This is a genomic window from Providencia sp. M-27 (genome assembly GCF_011077905.1).
Lineage (GTDB): Bacteria > Pseudomonadota > Gammaproteobacteria > Enterobacterales > Enterobacteriaceae > Providencia > Providencia huaxiensis.
Genome location: NZ_JAALBT010000016.1, coordinates 58,683 through 81,852, shown reverse-complemented (window position 1 = coordinate 81,852; position 23,170 = coordinate 58,683). Strand labels below are relative to the sequence as shown.

At 40.3% G+C, this 23,170-nt stretch carries 15 protein-coding genes; 11 read left to right on the top strand and 4 right to left on the bottom strand.

Annotated elements, in window-relative coordinates:
• Positions 1-429: 429 nt before the first annotated feature.
• The 4 genes from metA (at position 430) to aceK (ending at position 6,548) form a co-directional block, all read left to right on the top strand.
• Entirely contained in the window at positions 430-1,359 is a 930-nt protein-coding gene (gene metA / locus G6Q48_RS18305) for a homoserine O-acetyltransferase MetA (RefSeq protein ID WP_102140242.1), read from the top strand.
• Between the two features lie 365 nt (positions 1,360-1,724).
• Complete coding sequence (gene aceB / locus G6Q48_RS18300) at positions 1,725-3,323, top strand: malate synthase A (protein ID WP_166267874.1); 1,599 nt, start codon at positions 1,725-1,727, stop codon at positions 3,321-3,323.
• 56 nt (positions 3,324-3,379) lie between these two features.
• Positions 3,380-4,687 (top strand): isocitrate lyase, encoded by a 1,308-nt coding sequence (gene aceA / locus G6Q48_RS18295; protein ID WP_102140209.1) that lies wholly within the window; start codon positions 3,380-3,382, stop codon positions 4,685-4,687.
• A 127-nt stretch (positions 4,688-4,814) separates the two neighbouring features.
• On the top strand, positions 4,815-6,548 hold the full coding sequence (gene aceK, locus G6Q48_RS18290) for a bifunctional isocitrate dehydrogenase kinase/phosphatase (RefSeq protein WP_166267872.1): 1,734 nt from the start codon (positions 4,815-4,817) through the stop codon (positions 6,546-6,548).
• A gap of 67 nt (positions 6,549-6,615) precedes the next feature.
• Here aceK and G6Q48_RS18285 read toward each other — a convergent pair whose 3' ends face one another.
• Together G6Q48_RS18285 and edd are read right to left on the bottom strand one after the other, a co-directional pair.
• Positions 6,616-7,257, bottom strand: a complete 642-nt coding sequence (locus G6Q48_RS18285) for a bifunctional 4-hydroxy-2-oxoglutarate aldolase/2-dehydro-3-deoxy-phosphogluconate aldolase (RefSeq protein WP_102140211.1) — start codon at positions 7,255-7,257, stop codon at positions 6,616-6,618.
• A gap of 27 nt (positions 7,258-7,284) precedes the next feature.
• On the bottom strand, positions 7,285-9,129 hold the full coding sequence (edd, locus tag G6Q48_RS18280; protein ID WP_375373128.1) for a phosphogluconate dehydratase: 1,845 nt from the start codon (positions 9,127-9,129) through the stop codon (positions 7,285-7,287).
• 318 nt (positions 9,130-9,447) lie between these two features.
• Here edd and G6Q48_RS18275 point away from each other — a divergent pair, with 318 nt between their 5' ends.
• The 3 genes from G6Q48_RS18275 to G6Q48_RS18265 all read left to right on the top strand — a co-directional run bounded on the left by G6Q48_RS18275 (position 9,448) and on the right by G6Q48_RS18265 (position 12,344).
• Positions 9,448-10,239, top strand: a complete 792-nt coding sequence (locus G6Q48_RS18275; protein ID WP_102140212.1) for an N-acetylmuramoyl-L-alanine amidase-like domain-containing protein — start codon at positions 9,448-9,450, stop codon at positions 10,237-10,239.
• Positions 10,240-10,660: 421 nt separating this feature from the next.
• Entirely contained in the window at positions 10,661-10,918 is a 258-nt protein-coding gene (locus tag G6Q48_RS18270) for a helix-turn-helix domain-containing protein (protein WP_232368222.1), read from the top strand.
• 538 nt (positions 10,919-11,456) lie between these two features.
• The gene (locus G6Q48_RS18265) at positions 11,457-12,344 is read left to right on the top strand and encodes an N-acetylmuramoyl-L-alanine amidase (RefSeq protein WP_166267869.1); all 888 of its coding nucleotides are present in this window, start codon (positions 11,457-11,459) and stop codon (positions 12,342-12,344) included.
• Between the two features lie 76 nt (positions 12,345-12,420).
• Here G6Q48_RS18265 and iclR read toward each other — a convergent pair whose 3' ends face one another.
• The gene (gene iclR, locus G6Q48_RS18260) at positions 12,421-13,251 is read right to left on the bottom strand and encodes a glyoxylate bypass operon transcriptional repressor IclR (RefSeq protein ID WP_166267867.1); all 831 of its coding nucleotides are present in this window, start codon (positions 13,249-13,251) and stop codon (positions 12,421-12,423) included.
• Positions 13,252-13,454: 203 nt separating this feature from the next.
• Between iclR and metH the strand changes: the two genes are divergently transcribed.
• The 3 genes from metH to G6Q48_RS18245 all read left to right on the top strand — a co-directional run bounded on the left by metH (position 13,455) and on the right by G6Q48_RS18245 (position 19,438).
• Complete coding sequence (metH, locus tag G6Q48_RS18255) at positions 13,455-17,138, top strand: methionine synthase (RefSeq protein WP_166267865.1); 3,684 nt, start codon at positions 13,455-13,457, stop codon at positions 17,136-17,138.
• Between the two features lie 69 nt (positions 17,139-17,207).
• Positions 17,208-17,798: a hypothetical protein gene (locus G6Q48_RS18250; protein WP_181490022.1), complete on the top strand. Its 591-nt coding sequence runs from the start codon at positions 17,208-17,210 to the stop codon at positions 17,796-17,798.
• Positions 17,799-17,962: 164 nt separating this feature from the next.
• A complete protein-coding gene (locus G6Q48_RS18245; protein WP_102140217.1) occupies positions 17,963-19,438 on the top strand; it encodes an SEL1-like repeat protein in 1,476 nt (491 codons plus the stop codon).
• Between the two features lie 61 nt (positions 19,439-19,499).
• Here the strand turns inward: G6Q48_RS18245 and lysC are convergent, their stop codons facing one another.
• A complete protein-coding gene (gene lysC, locus G6Q48_RS18240; protein ID WP_166267862.1) occupies positions 19,500-20,876 on the bottom strand; it encodes a lysine-sensitive aspartokinase 3 in 1,377 nt (458 codons plus the stop codon).
• A 619-nt stretch (positions 20,877-21,495) separates the two neighbouring features.
• Between lysC and pgi the strand changes: the two genes are divergently transcribed.
• Positions 21,496-23,142 carry a glucose-6-phosphate isomerase gene (gene pgi, locus G6Q48_RS18235; RefSeq protein ID WP_102140219.1) on the top strand — a complete coding sequence of 549 codons (1,647 nt, stop codon included), beginning with the start codon at positions 21,496-21,498 and terminating at the stop codon, positions 23,140-23,142.
• Positions 23,143-23,170 lie beyond the last annotated feature (28 nt).

The window sequence follows — 23,170 nt, the reverse complement described above, 5'->3', positions numbered from 1 at the left end:
GTTGAGATGGGACGGCGGCTGCTGGTGATGGGCAGGAGTTAGGAGGGGGTAATGGAGGATAACTGGTTGTATTGGTGTGATGAATGGATGTTTTAGATGCAAAGTAGTGAGTAACAACTTACTGGCACTACAGAATGAATTGAAATAATTGGGATAATGTAGAGATAGATTTTAAAGCTAATTATTGAGTATAAATTATGTAAAAGCCTTCTTATTATTTGTAGATAATAAAAATGAGTAACTCTCAATATAAAATATGGGAAATCAATGAGTTGATTGTTGGATATACTCATTGAGAATAAGTAATAAGTTCTAGTGCTTGAAATTATTTCATTTAACCTTGAAACACTCGACAAGACGAATAACATTAGTTAGATTATTTAGCATTCTAGAAGTCTAAACGTATAAACGGAAAAAGGGGGATGAATGATGCCTATTCGTTTACCAGATGAACTACCGGCAGTTAATTTCTTGAAAGAAGAAAATGTTTTTGTTATGACAACAACAAGAGCTAGTCATCAAGAGATCCGCCCCTTGAAAGTGTTGATACTCAATTTGATGCCGAAAAAGATAGAAACTGAAAATCAGTTTCTTCGTTTACTGTCAAACACACCATTACAGGTTGATATTCAACTATTACGAATTGATCAACGAGAGTCAAAAAATACTCCGACAGAGCACTTGAATACCTTTTATTGTGATTTTGAAGACATACAGGATCAGAATTTTGATGGCTTAATTGTAACGGGTGCTCCGCTAGGACTGGTTGAGTTTGATGACGTACTATACTGGCAGCAAATAGAAAAGGTGATAGCTTGGGCAAAGCAACATGTAACATCAACCCTTTTTGTTTGTTGGGCTGTACAAGCCGCTTTAAAGGTGCTGTATGACTTACCAAAATGGACTAGAGAAGAAAAATTATCTGGTATTTACCAGCATGATACATTAGAGCCATATGCTTTGCTGACAAGAGGGTTTGATGGATCATTTTATGCGCCTCACTCTCGTTATGCCGATTTTCCTGAAGATCTTATCCGTCAGCATACGGATCTGGAGATTTTAGCAAGTTCACAGGAGGCAGGTGCTTATTTATTTGGGTCAAAAGACAAGCGCTTAGCATTTGTGACAGGCCATCCAGAATATGATGGAGATACGCTTGCACAAGAATATTGGCGTGACCTAGATGCTGGAATTTCGCCTCAGATCCCATGCAATTACTTCAAAAATGATGATCCCAATAATCCCCCAATGGTGAGTTGGCGTAGCCATGGTCACTTGTTGTTTTCAAATTGGTTGAATTATTATGTGTATCAGATCACACCTTTTGATCTTACTAATATGGAACCAACACTAGATTAAAAAAAGAAATATAAATTTAGTAATGACAATAAAATAAGTGTTTTCACTGGTTATACCAGTTTAAATTAGGCTTATATCGTAGAAACAGGTGTCACAGTTAGTCTGAAAGCAGCTATTTATTAGCTGCTTTTTTTATTTCCAACGAAAAATTTCAAAAGTACAGCTTTCTATAATTAGTTGATTTAACGACTATTTAACATTTTATTTAAAGTAAAGGAATGGATGGTCAATTCATTAATTCTTTAAAAATACACTATTATTAATAAGTTACATATTTATTTTAATAAAATGGAAATCGTTTTTGATTTATTTTTGTTTTGATCTTATGCTTAATTCATAGTCAACGATGAATGAGGGATTGGTCGATGGAGCAGCAACTACCTGTATCGGAATTAACATTCACAAAGAATATTGAACAGCTAGAAAATCAAGTTTTATCTATTGATTCTATTGTATTTCTTTCTAAGTTAGTTGAAGAGTTTCTTCCTCGTAGAGAGAGATTATTAAAAGATAGGGTGCTCAGACAGCAAAAGATCGATGCTGGCTCTTTGCCTAATTTTATTTCGGAATTTGATTCCATAAAAAAATCGAATTGGAAGATTCAAAGTATCCCAGCAGATTTGCAAGATCGCCGTGTCGAAATTACTGGTCCGGTCGAGCGTAAAATGGTTATTAATGCTTTGAATGCTAATGTGAAAGTATTTATGGCGGATTTTGAGGATTCTCTGTCTCCTTCATGGGAAAAATTGATCGATGGTCAAGTCAACTTAGGGGATGCGATTCGTGGTGATATTTCTTATACCAATGAAAGTGGAAAGGTCTACCAATTAAAATCTAATCCTGCTGTTTTGATTGCTCGTGTTCGTGGCCTTCATTTAGATGAAAAACACGTTTTATCAGGAGAGAAGCCGATCCCTGGTGGCCTATTTGATTTCGCTATTTACTTCTTTAATAACTATCAAGCGTTATTAAAAAAAGGGAGTGGCCCTTATTTTTACATCCCAAAACTTGAATCTTGGGAGGAAGCAAAATGGTGGAGCGATGTCTTTAGTATGGCTGAAGATTTGGTGGGGATACCTCGGGGCACGATCAAAGCAACCGTACTGATTGAAACATTACCCGCAGTATTCCAAATGGATGAAATCTTGTACCACATGCGCCACCATATCGTGGGGCTGAATTGCGGACGCTGGGACTACATATTTAGTTATATCAAAACTCTGAAGGAGCACGCAGATCGCGTCTTGCCAGACCGCCAAGTTGTCACAATGACACAATCATTTTTAAGTGCTTATTCGCGCTTATTAATTAAAACGTGTCATCGCCGTGGGGCATTTGCGATGGGGGGAATGTCTGCTTTTATACCGAGTAAAGATCCTCAAGAAAATGAAACTATTTTAGCGAAAGTAAAAGCAGACAAAGAGTTAGAAGCGAAAAATGGGCACGATGGCTCTTGGATTGCACATCCGGGCTTAGCGGATACCGTTATGAGCGTGTTTAATCAAGCTCTTGGTGGGCAGCAAAACCAGCTACATGTATCCCGTGATTTCGACGAAGAAATCTCGGCTGACCTGCTATTAGAGCCTTGTGCCGGTGAGCGAACAGAAGCAGGCATGCGAGCTAATATTCGTGTTGCGGTTCAATACATTGAAGCATGGATCTCCGGGAATGGCTGTGTACCCATCTATGGTTTGATGGAAGATGCTGCGACAGCAGAAATTTCACGGACTTCAATTTGGCAGTGGATCCGTCACGGTAAAACATTGTCCACCGGTGAGAAAGTCACTAAGGCTTTATTTGAAGAAATGCTGGATGAGGAATTACAAGTTATTCAAAAAGAACTTGGTGATAAGCGTTTTCAAAGCGGTCGTTTTCGTGAGGCTGCAGAACTGATGAGGCGCATTACAACACAGGATGAACTTATAGAATTCCTAACTATCCCCGGATACCAATTATTAGATTAAGCATAGTAAATAAAAAATTCGATAAACCCTACATATTCTTATAAAGGAAGTGGATCATGACAACATCGCGCTTAGAACAAATTGCCGAATTAGAAAATGAGTGGAAAAAACCACGTTGGAAAGGCATTACTCGCCCATATACAGCCGAAGAAGTGGTGAAATTACGTGGTTCTGTGAATATTGAACACTCTTTAGCGCGCAAAGGTGCAGAGCGTTTTTGGGATCAGTTACATGGTGGTTCAAAGAAAGGCTATGTAAATGCACTGGGCGCTTTAACGGGTGGGCAAGCGCTACAACAAGCGAAAGCAGGTATTGAAGCTATTTATTTATCAGGTTGGCAGGTTGCTGCGGATGCAAATACGTCATCGAGTATGTATCCAGACCAATCACTTTACCCTGTTGATTCAGTGCCATCAGTAGTTAAGAAAATTAATAATACATTTCGTCGTGCAGACCAAATTCAGTGGGCGAATGGTATTGGCCCTGACAACAAAGAGTATATTGATTATTTTTTACCTATTGTCGCAGATGCGGAGGCGGGTTTTGGTGGTGTATTAAATGCCTTCGAACTCATGAAAAATATGATAGAGGCGGGGGCCGCAGCTGTCCATTTTGAAGACCAATTAGCCGCGGTTAAAAAATGCGGTCATATGGGTGGGAAAGTTCTTGTTCCTACTCAAGAAGCGATTCAAAAACTGGTTGCAGCTCGTTTAGCGGCGGATGTTTCAGGTGTACCAACTATTTTGGTTGCTAGAACGGATGCCGATGCCGCAGACCTTTTAACATCTGACTGCGATGATTATGATGCGGCATTTGTTACTGGGGAACGCACCTCTGAAGGTTTTTTCCGTACTAAAGCAGGAATTGAGCAAGCGATTAGCCGCGGGCTCGCTTATGCACCATATGCAGATCTTGTTTGGTGCGAAACGTCAAAACCTGACCTTGAAGCAGCAAGACAGTTCGCTGAGGCTATTCATGCTAAATATCCAGGTAAGCTATTGGCTTATAACTGTTCTCCATCTTTCAATTGGAAAAAGAATTTAGATGACAGCACGATCGCGCGTTTCCAAGACGAACTTTCAGCGATGGGCTATCGCTTCCAGTTCATTACGTTAGCAGGTATTCACAGCATGTGGTTCAACATGTTTGATTTGGCTCACTCTTATGCACAAGGTGAGGGCATGAAACATTATGTTGAAAAAGTTCAAGAATGTGAATTTGCTGCAATGAATAAAGGTTATACCTTCTCTTCACATCAGCAAGAGGTAGGAACTGGCTATTTTGATAAAGTGACAACCGTTATTCAAGGTGGGGCTTCATCAGTAACGGCTTTAACTGGTTCAACTGAAGAAGAGCAATTCTAGTTAGATTATTTTCCTTTCAATCGGTGTTTCTGGTGTCTTTATTGGTTAGCTATATCTGTTAATTTTTCAGGCACGTTTAGTGCCTGTTTTTTATTCAAAGTGAGTCTGTATTCTTATAGGAGTGGTTATGATATTGACGACAGAACAGATAATAGCGCAAACCATTTTACAGGGTTTTGATGCGCAATATGGCCGCTTCCTTGAAATAACCTCAGGCGCACAAGAAAGGTTTGAACAGGCAGATTGGCATGCCATTCAGCATGCGATGAAAAGACGAATTCAATTGTATGACCATCATGTTGGCTTAGTTGTCGCTCAGCTACAGTTTATGGGGTTAGTGCAATCTTTAACCCCTGATAAATTGGCACAAATAAAAAATATTTATAAAACCTTATTACCGGATTACCCAAGGTTTGAAATAGCAGAAAGCTTTTTTAATTCCGTTTATTGTCGGCTATTTCAGCATCGGGAGCTGACACAAGATAACCTATTTATTTTTACGTCTCAGCCTGCGAGGCGCTTTTCTATTTCGCCTAGGCCGTTATCTCGCGAATATGTTGTTAATAATAATTTAGAGGGATTATTGTTTACAATGTTAAGTGGATTACCACTAAGGCTAAAGTGGCGGAATCTGGATTTCGATATTCATTGTATTATCAATGTATTGGAAATCAGATTTCCCGATATTGAAAACCAAAAAGTCAGCTTCCATATCGCAAATGAGCTATTTTATCGTAATAAGGCAGCTTGGTTGGTCGGTAAAATTTATATTAATGATGAGGTTTATCCATTCTTACTCCCTATTCATCATGATGATTGTCAGTACATTTATATCGATACCTGTTTAACTGAGTTTGATGAAGCCAGTATTGTGTTTGGTTTTGCTCGGTCCTATTTTATGGTGTATGCCCCTTTTCCAGCAGCTCTGGTTTTTTGGTTGAGGGAGATTTTACCCAGCAAGTCAATTGCTGAATTATATATGGCAATTGGCTGTCAAAAACATGGAAAAACAGAGTATTACAGAGAGTATCTCGCCTATATTAATTTTTCACGAGAGCAATTTACCGTCGCTCCAGGCGTGAAAGGAATGGTGATGTTAGTCTTTACATCGCCTTCGTTCGACCGTGTTTTTAAAATTATTAAGGACCAATTTGCCCCACAAAAACAGGTGACACGAGAACGGGTTTTAGAATGCTATCGTTTGGTTAAAGAGCACGATAGAGTTGGTCGCATGGCTGACACCCAAGAGTTTGAAAATTTTGTGATTAGCAAATCTGCTATCAGCGATGAACTAATGACGGAGTTATTGAAAGAAGCTCCATCTCAAATTGAAGATTTAGGCGATAACATATTGATTCGTCATCTGTATATGGAAAGAAAGATGATCCCATTGAATATCTATATGGATAATGCCACTGATGCGCAATTACATCATTCATTGAATGAATATGGTTTGGCGATTAAGCAATTAGCGGCTGCAAATATTTTCCCCGGAGATATGTTGTTTAAAAATTTTGGCGTAACGCGTCATGGCCGTGTTGTCTTTTATGATTATGATGAAATCTGTTATATGACAGAGGTGAATTTTCGTAAAATTCCTGAGCCATTATACCCTGAGCAAGAGTTATCGAGTGAGCCATGGTATAGCATTGGTGAGCAAGATGTTTTTCCTGAAGAGTTTGCTTCTTTTATTTGCCAAAATGAGAAAATTCGTCATTACTTGCAACAATATCATGCAGATTTATTTTCCGCAGATTATTGGCAAAAGTTACAAAATAGGATTTTGGCGGGGCACGTAGAAGATGTTTATGCTTATCGTGAGGAATTACGTTTTTGTCATAAACTCAATGAGGTTGCATAATTTTAATCGTATTAATTAAAGAGGGTCAAAAACGACCCAGCAAGTGACTGAGCCGTTTTTCGGGGCACTATCTTTTGGCGCCTTGTACAGCCTCTTGTGCAAGTTGGGTAATTTTTTCGTAATTACCTGAATTCAGTGCTTCTTCAGGAACGAGCCAAGAACCACCAATGCACAGAACACTATCTAATTCTAAATAGCTAAGGTAATTAGCTAGCGATATTCCACCCGTTGGACAAAATTTGACTTGTGAGAAAGGGCCGGCAATGGCTTTTAACGCTTTAACCCCACCGTTGGCTTCTGCTGGAAAAAATTTAAACGCTTTCAAGCCATATTGCATACCAAGCATAAGTTCAGAAACGGTTGAAATACCTGGAATTAAAGGAATATTTCCTTTAGTGGCGGCATTGAGCAATTCATCCGTCAAGCCGGGGCTGATTGCAAATTGTGCTCCAGCTTCAGTGACTTCAGCAAGTTGTTTTGCATTGATAACAGTGCCTGCGCCAATAATCGCTTCAGGTACTTCTTTCGCAATGAGGCGAATAGCATCAATAGCACATTCAGTGCGTAAAGTGACTTCTAAAACGTTAACACCACCTTTGACTAATGCTTTTGCAAGAGGAACCGCTTGTTCTAATTTTTTAATAACAATAACAGGGACGACAGGGCCTTGTTTTAATACGCTTTCAGCGGTCATTTTCCAATTATTCATTTTCTATTCCTATTCAATGAAAATAGATTAAAAATCAATGCTACAAGCGCCTTCTTCGGCACCTGATAAGTGTCTTCTTAATGCACCGAAAAGTTCCCTTCCACAACCACTACGCTCAGCAGTTAAATCAGCCTCAAAGGGTTGGCGTTTATTGAGTTCTTCTTCTTCAACCAGTAATTGTAGTTCTCCGGTCAATGCATTTACCCTAATAATATCGCCATTTTTTACTTTTGCTAACAGTCCACCATTGTAAGCTTCAGGCGTGACATGAATTGCGGAGGGTACTTTGCCAGACGCTCCAGATAAGCGGCCATCAGTAACGAGTGCGACTTTGTAGCCTTTATCCATAAGTACACCAAGAGGCGGCATTAGCTTATGAAGTTCAGGCATGCCATTTGCAGATGGCCCTTGGAAGCGGACAACGATGATACAATCTTTATTGAGTTCACCTGCTTCAAAGTGTGCGGCAATCTCATTTTGATTGTTAAATACGACTGCTGGAGCCTCAATAATTTGATTTTCTTCAGGAACAGCTGATGTTTTCATCACTGCGCGTCCTAAATTACCAGACAGTAATTTTGTGCCTCCATGAGGAGAGAAAGGGCGGTCTATATCAGCAATAACATCCAGATTGAATGAGGACTCTGGTCCTTCTCGCCATGCAAGTTGGCCATTGTTTAACCAAGGCTCCAAGGTGTAATTTGTTAGACCAAATCCTGCGACGGTATGGACATCGTTGTGCAATAAACCTTTTTGTAATAGCTGGCGGATAAGTAAAGCTACACCACCCGCAGCTTGGAATTGGTTGATATCTGCTTGGCCATTAGGATAGATACGGCAAATGAGTGGAACAATGGCAGAAATATCAGAAAAATCATCCCAATTGATAATGATCCCTGCGGCTCTTGCTATAGCCACAAGATGCATGGTTAAGTTAGTTGAGCCTCCCGTCGCGAGTAATGCGACGATACCGTTAACAATCACTTTTTCGTCAACCAGTTGACCAATAGGTAAATACTGGCCTGACTGCTCAGTTAAACGTGTAATTTGTCGTGCGGCGGCTTCTGTTAATGCATCTCGTAGTGGAGAATCGGGCGGTACAAATGACGCACCGGGTAGATGTAACCCCATCACTTCCATCATCATTTGATTTGAGTTAGCCGTACCATAGAAAGTACAGGTACCTATCCCATGGTAAGACGCAGCCTCAGCCTCTAATAAAGCGAGTCTATCAACCTTGCCTTCAGCATACAGCTGGCGAATGCGAACTTTTTCTTTATTTGGTAAACCCGTAGCCATTGGGCCTGCTGGAACAAATATTGCGGGAAGGTGGCCGAATGAAAGTGCACCAAGCATTAAACCAGGAACAATTTTGTCGCAAATGCCTAAATAGAGTGCGCCATCAAACATATTGTGGGATAGACCAATGGCGGTTGACATGGCAATGACATCTCGACTTAACATCGATAACTCCATCCCATCTTGACCTTGGGTTACACCATCGCACATTGCGGGAACACCTGCAGCGACTTGGCCAATCGAGCCGGCTTCTAATAATGCTTTTTTGAGTTGCTCTGGATACTTATCGTATGGACGATGTGCTGAAAGCATATCATTGTAGGAATTGATGATAGCAATATCAGAGCGAGTCATGCTTTTAAGAATTTGTTTTTCTTCGCTTTGACAGGCTGCAAAACCATGGGCAAGGTTACCACAAGCTAATGATGCTCGATGGACAGTCATACTACGAGCCTGCTCTATTTTCTTGAGGTAAGCGGCTCGAGTTTTCACGGAACGAGAAATGATACGTTGAGTGATGCGATCAAGTTCTTTATTGATCACCGAAGGATTTGTCACTTTAGAGGTGGTCATGCTCATGATAATTGCTCCATAGCGCAGTAAAATGATGAATCAAACTGCAAGTCAATTTGGGGTGTACCTATCGTTATTTGCTCGAGTACTATAGCATCAATGTTACCGGTAACATTGTTCAATGAAAATGGAGGCGTTGCAATATGGAAAATGAATATTCGAAGCTATCTGTGATCTGAATCAAATTTATATTATGGTATGGACAGGGTAGAAAATAGACAAATAAGCATGCTATAGTGGCTTTATTGATGATTTTATCATCAAATTCAATTAGATAATTACAGAAGGTTAGGTCGTATCAATGAGAAGAGCGCAAGAATGTTAAGGCTAGCTATAGCGGCATGTATATTGCTATTGGCAAATTTTGTAAGGGCTGAAGTGATTTTAGTTTCGGGCTCATATAAAGTCTTAAATGAAGTTTTTAATGAGCAAGCAGCAATGCAATTACATAATGCGTCACAAGCAGACAAAATTGATGCAATGACTCAACGTTTTTTAACGACGCCTTATAATAAGCAAACATTGAATATGAGCCCGTTATCAGCCGAAGAATTAGTCATTAATTTGAAAGAAATGGACTGTATGACATTTATAGAGTACACCGAAGCTTTTAAGCGTTCTAAAAACTATGAACAGTTTGTTTTAAATTTAATCAATATTCGTTATATCAGTCAAAATATTACATTTAAACATCGTCGGCATTTTTTTTCTGATTGGGCACAAGAGCCTGAAGCAATTGTGGTCGATATTACCAATGAAATAAGTTCACATGCAGTTAAGGTAAATAAACGACTTAATTTTAAAAACCATAATCAGATGTATATATCGGGATTGCCGGTTAAAAATAGGTTAATAACCTATATTCCAACAGAATATGTAGATGATGACTTGGTGTTGAGGTTGAATGCAGGGGATTACATTGGTATTTATTCAAAGGATAATGGGTTAGATGTCAGCCATGTGGGGGTTGTAATACGTAGGGGGAACAAGACAATATTTAGAAATGCTTCTTCACTACGTGGAAATCTTCAGGTCATTGATATTGAATTGAGTGATTATTTAAAAGGAAAGTCTGGTATTGTTGTTTTTAGACCTAAATCAGATAATTAGTCTATTTATTTTTGATATAAAAAATAAGTAAACTCAAGTTTATGTATGTATAAAATCAATACATAAAATAAAATCAATACATGCAATAAAATAGTTTAATAATGAAAATTATACAATTGTTTTTATTGGTTGCTAATCATTGCTAGTTACATTTAAAATGTAAAAATATATTAAAATATCGATTTGATCAAAAAAAATATATATAAATATTATTTTATACCAAAAAGAGAAAAACTTTTATAAAGCAATGGATTACTTTGTAAATATGACTGGGGTCTCTTTTTTTTGTATATAAAGATGATGTTTACCTATTGTTCTTGCCATCTTTGATTGTTCATAACTATTTTAAAAGGTGATAATTAATTTTATAATGAGTAATACTAGCTAAATTATTTGTCTTATTTAAATTTAGGAGATGGTTATGCATATCGCTAAAAATAAAAATGTTTATGCATTATTAGGTAATCATTTACGTAAGGCTAGAGTAAGTAAAGGATTATCAGGGAATGAGTTAGGCGAAATTATTCATTTGAGTCAACAGCAAGTATCACGATATGAGTTAGGTATTAATAAGTTGAGTTTAGATAAACTGATTGAAATTGTGATTTTTTTAGACATCGATATTAATGAAATTACTAAAATTATTGCTAAGCAGGTTGAATATGAAAAAATGAGTTAGTGGTAACCAAAGTAAAATGCTTTTTATTTTCTATTTATGAAATTATTATAAATAATTTATTTTCTTTAAAGGTTTTTAGTATAAGAATGGGGTGTCACTTATACGTATAGGGAACTAGATGATTAATTTTTCAGAACGCTAGAAAAATAAATTTTATGGTAAGTATTTAAAATTGAAAATAATTTGGAATTAAATTATAGAAATAAGAATAATCAATTTCATGTTTTTTTATTTTTAAAGTGAATTTATTAGTGTTCATAATGACAAGTTTTCTGGAGTTTATCTCTGTTTCTTCCAATGTTTCCTACCATTTTAGGTAAGGAGACCGTTCTAGTAAATATTAAAGCCTTTTTTGTTTCTAATATGAACTAAAAAGGTTTTAACGTGATGTATTTAAAGATTTATTTTATTGTCTCTTATCTATATTCTTATGAATAAAAGGCGTCGCAGTGTTGTTGATGCATGAAAATTGATAGTATTGCTGACGACACAATGCTTAAATAAAGCTTAATGAATAATAGATGAAGGTTATGGTTCGATGTTCAAGTATATAGGGATATTATTTGCCTTTTTGCTATTAGGCTGTTCGGCTTCGAACAACGGTTACTATCTTGATAACCGTTACCCATCAAAAAATAGTAGTCAACGTATTCAATATATCATTATTCACTATACAGTCTCTGATGATGCGCATTCTATAACTCTGCTAACACAAGGCAAAGTGAGTTCCCATTACCTTGTTCCGAGTGTACCTGAAACTAAAAATGGTCTGCCTGTTGTGTTACAGCTCGTTCCTGAATCGTTAAAATCATGGCATGCAGGTGAAAGCTATTGGCGACAGCATAATGGTCTGAATGATACTTCTATTGGAATTGAAATCGTCAATGCAGGATTACAAAAGGATGTAAAAGGAAAACTGCATTGGGCCCCTTATAATGAAGCGCAAATTGTTACCTTGATCCCTCTCGTCAAAGATATTATGCAGCGGTATAACATTCCCCCAGAGAATATTATTGGCCACAGTGATATTGCTCCACTGCGCAAGCAAGATCCGGGTAAGGCATTTCCATGGCAACGTCTTGCTCAAAATGGAATAGGGGCTTGGCCAGACCCTAACACAGTGACTAAATTTCTAGCGGGGCGTAATGCCAATGAGCCTGCAAACGTGCTACGCGTTCAAAAAGCGCTTAATTATTATGGTTACTCAACAATTCCGTTATCAGGTAAGTTAGATCCACAGACGAAAAAAATATTACGTGCTTTCCAATTGCATTTCCGCCCGCGAGATATTGAAGGACAAGCGGACGCTGAAACAGAGGCTATCGCGTTGGCACTCATTGAAAAGTATCGTGATATGCAAAAATTTAAGTTATTTGAGAAGACCTCGCAGTTGCCTAATGTTTCGACAAATCAGCAAGGCGACTAGCAGGAAGTGAAAATGCTCTATTAGGTTGATTCAAAGTGAAATACAAGTTGTTTCGTATTTCACTTTTACTGTTTGGTTAGCGGTTTGCGCCATATTCATGGCTTATTTCTTTTGCAGCTTTGATAACCATGGCGCCTAATTCAGTAATGCGGTCATCGGTGATTCGAGATAATGGGCCTGAAATAGAAATGGCTGCAAAAGCGTCTTTGTGCTCATCATAAATACAAGCTCCAATACAGCGTAACCCTAAAGCATGCTCTTCGTCATCATAAGAAAAGCCTTGTTTTTTAGTCTGTTGTAAATTCTCTTTTAAGGCTGATGGGTTAGTTAATGTATAAGGCGTATAAGCATGTAAACCTTTACGGCTTAAAAGTGGAACTAGTTTATCTTCCGGTAAGTTAGCAATGAATGCTTTACCTGCCCCCGAGGCGTGCAATGGCAGTTTTCCACCGATCGGTGCTGACATTCTCATTAGCGCATTACATTGTACTTGGTCAACAATAACGGCATCGTACTCGGTATGGTCTAGGATCGCCAAGTTGACGGTTTCCCCTGATTCATCCATTAAGCGGCGCAGTATCGGGTGAACAAGGGCTAATAAATTGCGACTTTCTAAGAAGCTACTACCAATGATAAAAGCATGAGAAGCAATAACCCATAGGCCTAAATCACCCGTTTGACGAACAAAACCATGTTGTTCTAATGTCATTAATAGGCGGTGTGTTGTTGAGTTTGGTAAGCCAGCTTGCATCGCAAGGTCTGTGAGGGCGATCCCCCCTGTTGATTCGGAAATATATTCCAACAGTGTTAAGCCACGACTTAATGACTGTACTTGTCCTGCTGCAGCTGCGCCACTCGCCGGCCCTTTTGCTTTTTTAAGTTTCTTAGTAATTGGTGCCGTTGCCATTAAGTCTCTCCTGACTGTCATTTTGCTTCTATTATGAACTATTTCACCTGAAAATACTCATCGGATCAGTGAAAAGTGTGCTCTTGTGCAACCTTGAAAAACTCTCATCATAACAGCGAATTTTCGCATGAGAAGTTGTGATAGGATGTTAAAAGTAAAAATTTGACTTATTTCTCAGTGTTCCATTTCAGGAGGGCAGTGCAGTGTCCGCAAAAGTTAATCAATTAGAACAAGAATTAAAAAAACGTATATTGGTATTAGATGGTGCAATGGGAACAATGATCCAACAACATAAGTTGTCGGAAGCCCAGTTTCGCGGTGAACGATTTGCGGATTGGCCGAGTGATCTAAAGGGAAATAACGACCTATTAGTCTTAACTCAACCAGATATCATTCGTGATATTCATTCTCAATATTTTGAAGCTGGGGCGGATATTGTTGAAACCAATACCTTTAACTCAACATCCATTGCGATGGCTGATTATAAAATGGAATCGCTTTCCGCTGAAATTAACGAAGTTGCTGCGCGCCTTGCCCGTGAGTGTGCCGACGAGTGGACACATAGAACCCCTGAAAAGCCGCGTTATGTCGCTGGCGTATTAGGCCCGACAAACCGTACCGCGTCTATTTCTCCTGATGTAAATGATCCGGCTTATCGCAATATTACCTTTGATCAACTCGTTGAAGCTTATCGCGAATCTACACGATCCTTAGTGAAAGGCGGTGTGGATCTGATCATGATCGAAACCATTTTTGACACATTGAATGCGAAAGCCGCGATCTTTGCGGTAGAAACCGAACTGGAAGCTTTGGGTGTTTCTCTGCCAATTATGATCTCGGGTACGATCACGGATGCCTCTGGCCGTACATTATCAGGACAAACAACAGAAGCATTTTATAACTCATTGCGCCATGCGCAGCCGATATCATTTGGCTTGAACTGTGCATTAGGCCCTGATGAACTTCGTCAGTACATTTCTGAATTATCGAGGATTGCTGAATGTTATGTTAGCGCGCACCCTAATGCGGGGCTACCAAATGCGTTTGGAGAGTATGACCTTGATGCACAAAATATGGCTGAACAAATTCATGAATGGGCAACCGCAGGGTTCTTGAATATTGTTGGTGGATGTTGTGGAACGACGCCATTACATATCAAAAAAATGGCAGAAGCAGTAAAAGGCATCACGCCACGTCAATTACCGTCACTCCCTGTTGAATGCCGCTTATCCGGTTTAGAACCACTAAATATTGGCGAAAAATCATTATTTGTGAACGTTGGGGAAAGAACCAACGTGACTGGTTCGGCAAAATTTAAGCGGCTGATTAAAGAAGAAAATTACCAAGAAGCCTTAGATGTAGCGCGTCAGCAAGTTGAAAATGGTGCACAAATCATCGACATCAATATGGATGAAGGAATGCTGGACTCCCATGCAGCGATGGTACGTTTCTTGAATCTAATTGCTGGCGAGCCAGATATTGCACGCGTGCCGATTATGATTGACTCCTCAAAATGGGAAGTGATCGAGGCGGGGCTTAAGTGTATACAAGGTAAGGGGATAGTTAACTCAATCTCAATGAAAGAGGGGGTTGAGGCGTTTATTGAGCACGCTAAATTATTGCGTAAATATGGCGCTGCCGTGGTCGTTATGGCATTTGATGAAGTTGGCCAAGCAGATACACGTGAGCGGAAAATTGAAATTTGCCGCCGTGCTTATCAGATCCTTACCGAAGAGGTGGGCTTCCCACCTGAAGATATCATTTTTGACCCGAATATTTTTGCCGTAGCCACCGGAATCGAAGAGCATAATAACTATGCAGTTGATTTTATTGAAGTCTGTAAGGATATCAAGGCTCAGTTACCTCATGCGATGATTTCTGGTGGGGTTTCCAACGTCTCCTTTTCATTTAGAGGGAACGACCCTGTCCGTGAAGCAATTCATGCTGTTTTCTTGTATTACGCCATTCGTAATGGAATGGATATGGGGATCGTTAATGCAGGGCAGCTTGCCATCTATGATGATTTACCCGCGGAATTAAAAGATGCTGTTGAAGATGTGATTCTAAACCGCCGTGATGACAGCACAGAACGCTTACTTGAGCTGGCGGAAAAATACCGTGGAGCAGGGGCTGGAGAGCAACAAGTTCAACAAGCGGAATGGCGTAGTTGGGAAGTGGAAAAGCGCCTTGAGTATGCACTAGTGAAAGGGATTACCGAATTTATCATTGAAGATACGGAAGAAACTCGCCAACGTGCTTCCAGCCCAATCGAAGTGATTGAAGGCCCTTTAATGAACGGTATGAATGTGGTTGGTGACCTATTTGGGGAAGGCAAAATGTTCTTACCTCAAGTGGTGAAATCTGCTCGGGTGATGAAACAAGCTGTAGCCTATTTAGAACCCTATATTCAAGAGCTTAAGCAATCAGGTAGTAGTGCAGGAAAAATCTTGCTTGCTACCGTAAAAGGCGATGTTCATGATATTGGTAAAAATATTGTTGGGGTTGTATTGCAATGTAATAACTATGAAATCATTGACTTAGGTGTGATGGTTCCGTGTGAAACAATTCTAAAAACAGCACGTGAAGAGAACGTTGATATCATTGGTTTGTCTGGGTTGATCACGCCATCGCTTGATGAAATGGTGCATGTGGCAAAAGAGATGGAAAGACAAGGGTTTACCTTGCCATTATTGATAGGTGGAGCAACAACATCAAAAGCACATACCGCTGTAAAAATTGAGCAGAACTATAGTGGGCCAACGACTTACGTGCAAAATGCTTCACGCACCGTGGGAGTGGTGGCTGCATTATTATCAGAAACACAAAAAGCAGATTTTGTGGCGCGCACTCGTCGTGAATATGAAACCGTTCGTCAGCAACATGGCCGTAGAAGGCCAAAAACCCCTCCTGTAGCACTGGATGTGGCGCGAGCGAATGTCGTGAAGATTGATTGGCAAAATTACCAACCTCCGGTACCAAAATTCCTTGGTATTCAAGAAGTCACAGCACCTATTTCAACCTTGAGAGGCTATATAGACTGGACGCCATTTTTTATGACATGGTCTTTAGCAGGTAAATATCCGCGAATTTTAGAAGATGAAGTGGTGGGTTCTGAAGCTCGTAAGCTATTGAAAGACGCTAATAATATGTTAGATAAGCTAGATAAAGACGGCTTATTAACACCAAAAGGTATTTTTGGCTTATTCCCTGCAAACCGGGTTGGGGATGATGTGGAAATTTATACCGATGAGTCGCGAAACCAGGTGCAAGTGATGGGGCTGAATTTACGCCAACAAACCTTAAAAACGGAATTTCCAAACTATTGTTTATCTGACTTTGTCGCGCCAAAGGATAGCGGTAAAGCTGACTATATTGGGGCTTTCGCTGTGACTGGGGGCTTAGAAGAAGATGCGCTTGCTGATGAATATGAACAACAGCATGATGATTATAATAAAATCATGGTTAAAGCGCTGGCGGATAGACTAGCGGAAGCGTTTGCTGAATATCTACACCAACAAGTCCGTATGCGTTATTGGGGTTATGCGGCTGATGAAAACTTGAGTAATGAAGAGCTTATTCGTGAAAATTACCAAGGAACCCGTCCTGCACCGGGGTACCCGGCTTGCCCTGAGCATACAGAAAAGGCAAAAATTTGGCAGTTACTTGATGTGGAAGCAAAAATTGGTATGCAGCTCACCAGTTCTTATGCGATGTGGCCAGGCGCCTCAGTGTCAGGCTGGTATTTTAGTCATCCAGAAAGTAAATATTTTGCGGTAGCTCAGCTACAAAAAGACCAAATTGAGGATTACGCAAAACGCAAAGGGATGTCAGTGACAGAGTTAGAACGTTGGTTAGCGCCAAACTTAGCTTATGATCCTGAAGATTAAAACAAGATCAATATATTGATTTTTCATGTATTCGGCACCATCTTATAGGTAATACATTAGAGGGGTCCAATGATGAGCTATGAATTTATTATTGAAGAAGAACTGCCACGCTCGGCAGTTTTTCCTTATCAGATCCAAAACAGCGCGGCGCCTGAAACCTTTATGATGAGTGAAGATGCGGTGAGTGCCATGATGAGTGTGTTACAGATCATGGACAAGCTTGATACCGATGATTCACTGGGTGAGCACTGTTTTAATCAGATTTGGTTAAGAAGTGAGCTAACGCCTGCGAGAGCAGAAGAGATTTATCTGTTTTTAGAAGAAAATTTAGCGGTGGAGCCTATCCCTTCAGAGGAGGAAATCACGGCTTTTCATCAAGCCCAACTCGATGAAAATAAGCTGTTATCCCAAGAAAGCCCTAAAGACGGTATGGTACCCGTGCATAAATTTTCGACCAATGATGGTTGGCTGGTGACTACTAAAGAGTGTGAATGGATTGCCGAAGTCTTTTCACCAGAGCTGGTGAGCGAAAACCACTTTGTGGTTTCTCAGATCTCTGAGCTGTGTAAGATTAGCTATCGCACATTGGAAGCCCTGCTAATTGAGTGGGGTAAATTTAATTTATTTGCCAGCAAACACGGTGGTTACCGCGTTAATTAAGAACTGTAGCTTATTAAGGAGACAAAAGTTTCAGCAAGAAACTGGCGTCTCCTCCGTTTTCTGAATAATTCCTTTGTAATTCTACTTTTTCAGCCAACATCCCTTATGAATTTTTTATTGGAATGATATGTTAATGACATAACGCCAATAAATGGGTCATGGTGATGAAATTACGTTCTTTTCTGTTAGTTCTCTATGTTAGCGGTATTTCCCTTGCGCAAGCTGGCAATATCGTTGAAGCGCCTTCGACGAAAAATAAACCGGATACGCTACAGGCACAGCCTAAAAGTACGCCTATGCCTGATGAGTTCAAAGCCAAATTAAAGCTAGCGAATGCTGGTGATGAAGAGGCGATGGTAGATGTTGGGCTTGCTTATATGGATGGGACTGAATTTCTAGCGGTCAATGAGAAAGAGGCTTACCGCTGGTTTAAAAAAGTGGCTGACCGAGATAATACGGATGGAGACTATTATTTAGGGATGTTGCTGCAAAATCAGGAAAAATACCAACAAGCGGAAAAGTGGTATCGCCGAGGTGCCGAAAAAGGCGATGCTTATTGCCAATATGCGATGGGTTACTTATATGAACATGGTATTGGTGTTGAGCAAAATTTAAAGCAAGCGAAAGCATGGTATGCAGAAGCCGCAGAGCAAGAACACGCTAACGCACAGTTTGCCATGGGGCTATTTTATCATGATGGTTTAGGTGGTGGTATTGACTACCAAAAGGCGCGTGAGTGGTATGAAAGAAGTGCGGGCAATAATATTGCAGCCGCAGTGAATAACTTAGCGGTGATGTATGAAAATGGTGAAGGCGTAGAACTGGATGATGAAATGGCGATTTACTTATATCGCCAAGCCGCCAATATGGGCTCTGCAACAGCGCAAGTAAATATGGGGGATTTTTATCAAGAAGGCCATAGCGCAATAGAAAAAAATAGCTACCAAGCAATGTACTGGTATAAACGCGCGGCGCAACAGAACAATATTGCGGCTCAATTGGCGATTGCGAAAGCCTATGAACAAGGCAATGGCGTTGGCAAAGACCTTGCTGAAGCCTTTATCTGGTATGAACGTGCTGCACAAAATGAATCCCAAGATGCAGGAATGAAGGTAGCTGAATTCTATGAAAAAGGGTTAGGCGGGGTTAAAAAAGACCCCAAAAAGGCTGTTGAGTGGTATATATCACTTGCCAACAGTGATGGTAAAGAGGCTCAAATTAAGTTAGCAGAACTGTATGTGTCTGGAGAGCTGAAAAATGTTGATGTGAATGACATTTTGAGTTGGTTGCTGATTGCTCAAGAAAATAGCATTGAGGCTCAAAACCAGTTAGCTATCTTTTATTTAACGGGAACAGGTGTGGCGAAAAACACACACAGAGCACGGCAATTGCTGGAAAAAGCGGCATTTAAAAAGAATAGCGATGCTCAAAATAACCTTGCGGTGATGTATGCACGAGGCGAGGGCGGTGAAAAAAATATTTTCCGTTCGGTAATGTGGTTTGAACGAGCGGTAGAACTCGGTAATGAAACTGCAAAAGGGAACTTGGCGCTTTTAAAACAGAATAACGGTGTGACGGGCAAGATGCTGCAATACACCAGCAATGTTACACAACCCAGCAAACAGGCTGGAGGGGATTAACTGCATAATATAGAAGGCGATCGTCACGATCGCCTTCTGGTATTTTGATCAAACTTCCACACTATTCAAATAAATTACTGTGCAAGGTACGAACAATCTCTTCAGCATCATTTCCGGGTACCAATAAACAAATATTGTGGCTACTTGCGCCATAGCTGATCATGCGAATATTGAATGACTCAAGTGCGCCAAAAATTTGCCTTCCTAGGCCATTCACTTGCGATAGCTCATTACCAATGATTGCGACGAGCGCTAAATCCTCTTCCACTTCGACACGACATAATGCGGATAACTCAGTCATTAGCGCATTGGTGAGTAAACTACCGTTAGTTCCTCTTGAGCCTGTTGTGTCTAAGGTTAGTGCCACACTGACTTCTGAAGTGGTAATTAAATCCACTGAAATATTGTGGCGCAGTAAAATGGTGAAAATTTCCGCTAAGAAACCGCGTGCGTGCAGCATTTTTAGGCTGTGCAAGGTGAGTAGCGTTTGTTTACGGCGCAGTGCTAATGCCCTAAATTGCGGCGGATTAGTGGTTTTATCACACACAATGGTGCCGCCAGCTTCGGGCGCTTTACTTGAACCAACAAAAACAGGGATCCCTGCGCGCACTGCAGGAAGGAGTGTCGCAGGATGCAAAATTTTTGCGCCAAAGGTCGCCATTTCAGCCGCTTCATCGAAAGCAATTTCATCAATGCGTTGGGCACTCGGTACGACGCGAGGGTCAGTGGTGTAAATTCCAGGAACATCAGTCCAAATATCGACACGTGATAAATTAAGAACCTCGGCTAACAGGGCAGCGGTGTAGTCACTTCCACCACGACCAAGAGTTGTTGTACGGCCTTTTTCATCACGGCCAATAAACCCTTGGGTGATCACAACTGACTCGGCAAGGCGTGGCATGAGTTGCTGCTCTGATAATGCTTTTAGCTGAGCAAGTTCTGGTTCAGCACGGCCAAAGCTATCATTGGTTCTCATTACTTTGCGTACATCAAACCATTGGGAGTTAGCGTTGCGTTGGCGCAGTACTTCAACAAATAGCAAGGTTGACATTAATTCGCCGTGACTCACCATTTCATCCGTTAATGCGTCAGAAGTGGCTAAAGCAGCCGAATCAGCTAAATGAGCAATATTATCGAGTAAGCGATTGATTTCTTCACGAATAACATCAGCAGTTTGTAGGTTATCAATAATTGCGTATTGAATATCCTTCACTTTTTTCAGCAGTTCATTGCGTTTATCTGCGTCGCAGCCTTCGGCCAGTTCGATTAATAAATTGGTAATGCCAGCAGAAGCTGAAAGTACCACAACTCGTACATTTGGGTTGGAAAGTACGATATTGGCGCTGTTATTCATTGCTTCAAAGTTAGCGACGCTGGTACCGCCAAATTTGGCGATAACATACGGATGGTTGTCTGCTGAAGACGCTGCGATATTCATGGTGTCAATCCCTTTGGTTAAACCTAATCTTTATATAGATTTATCGGGTAAATAGGATGGCGTCAATCAGGAATCGAAGGAAATCAGTAATTCTAATGATAGGTAATTTATTATCGCTTTTCTCAATGTACCCGTCATACTCGTCATACTTCAAGCTGCATGGGTGTTGACTGCGCTCAGATAACCGAATCACATACTTTTGTATGCTCATCGGTCTATCTTCGCTTGCCGCCTACATGCAACTTGAATTATTTAGAGTATATATTCGCCATACTTCAGCTGTATGGTGTTGACTAGCGTTCAGCTAGCTGAATCACATACTTTTGTATGCTCATCGGTCTATCTTCGCTTGTCGCCTACATGCAACTTGAATTATTTAGGGTATATACTCGCCATACTTCAAGCTGTATGGGTGTTGATTAGCGTTCAGCTAGCTGAATCACATACTTTTGTATGCTCATTGGTCTAGAAAGTGCGTATTTCAATAAAAGGGACAATTAAGTCTGGAAAAGTGCGGCAGAATTGGGGAATATCAATATAACGCAGAAAACCGATAAGTCTCGTTTTCGTGACGGGGTACAATCTATTTCTATTTAAAATTATTTGGAGAGTGTTATCCATGAGAAGTATTAATCCAAGCCAAACGGCTGCATGGCGGGCGCTAGAGCAACATTTTGCGCAAATGAAAAATGTCCATATGCGTGATTTGTTTGCACAGGATAAAGACCGCTTTACTCATTTTTCGGCGACGTTCGATGGTCAAATCTTAGTGGATTTCTCCAAAAATAGAATTACTCAAGAAACATTGGAACATTTATTGGCTTTAGCAAAAGAAACAGAGCTAGAAAGCGCTATTAACAGTATGTTCCAAGGTGAGAAAATTAACCGTACTGAAGACCGTGCAGTACTACATACCGCTTTGCGTAACCGTGATAACACGCCTATTTATGTTGATGGCAAAGATGTCATGCCAGAAGTGAACGCGGTATTGGATAAAATGCAGCAATTTAGCCAGCGCATTATTAGTGGTGATTGGAAAGGTTATACCGGTAAAGCGATTACGGATGTGGTGAACATCGGTATTGGTGGTTCAGACCTTGGTCCATTCATGGTGACAGAAGCACTGCGTCCATACAAGAACCATCTAAACATGCACTTTGTATCGAACGTGGATGGTACGCAAATTGCGGAAACACTGAAAAAGCTGAACCCAGAAACAACCCTGTTTTTAATTGCGTCAAAAACCTTTACAACGCAAGAAACCATGACTAATGCGCATTCTGCTCGCGATTGGTTCTTGGCTGCGGCAAAAGATGAAAGCCAAGTGGCTAAGCATTTTGTGGCACTTTCCACAAATGGCGAAGAAGTCGCGAAGTTTGGTATTGATACCAACAATATGTTTGAATTTTGGGATTGGGTTGGTGGCCGTTATTCATTATGGTCAGCGATTGGTTTATCCATTATTTTATCGGTCGGCTTTGATAATTTCGTTCAATTATTGAACGGTGCCCATGCGATGGATAAACATTTTACCCAAACGCCGCTAGAAAAGAACATCCCTGTGTTGTTAGGTTTGATTGGCATTTGGTACAACAATTTTTTTGAAGCGGAAACTGAAGCGATTCTGCCATACGACCAATACATGCATCGTTTTGCCGCTTACTTCCAACAAGGCAATATGGAATCGAACGGTAAATATATTGATCGTGATGGAAAACCTGTTACTTATCAAACAGGCCCGATTATTTGGGGGGAGCCGGGAACCAATGGTCAACATGCGTTTTATCAGTTGATCCACCAAGGAACGAAGATGATCCCATGTGATTTTATCGCACCTGCGGTAACCCATAACCCGTTAGGGGATCATCACGAAAAATTATTATCTAATTTCTTTGCGCAAACCGAAGCATTAGCATTTGGTAAAACACGTGAAGTGGTCGATGCCGAGTTTGCTGCGCAAGGGAAGAATGTCGCAGATATGGAATATGTTGCGCCTTATAAGGTGTTTGAAGGTAACCGCCCAACTAACTCCATCTTATTGAAATCAATCACACCTTATTCGTTAGGTGCATTGATTGCGATGTATGAGCACAAAATTTTCACCCAAGGGGCGATTTTAAACATTTTCACTTTCGACCAATGGGGTGTGGAATTAGGCAAACAGCTCGCAAGCCGTATTCTGCCTGAATTAGAAAATAGTGATACGGTGAGTAGCCATGATAGTTCGACCAATGGTCTGATTAACAGCTATAAAGCTTGGCGATAAGTTAACAACGTATTATTTAAATACTTCA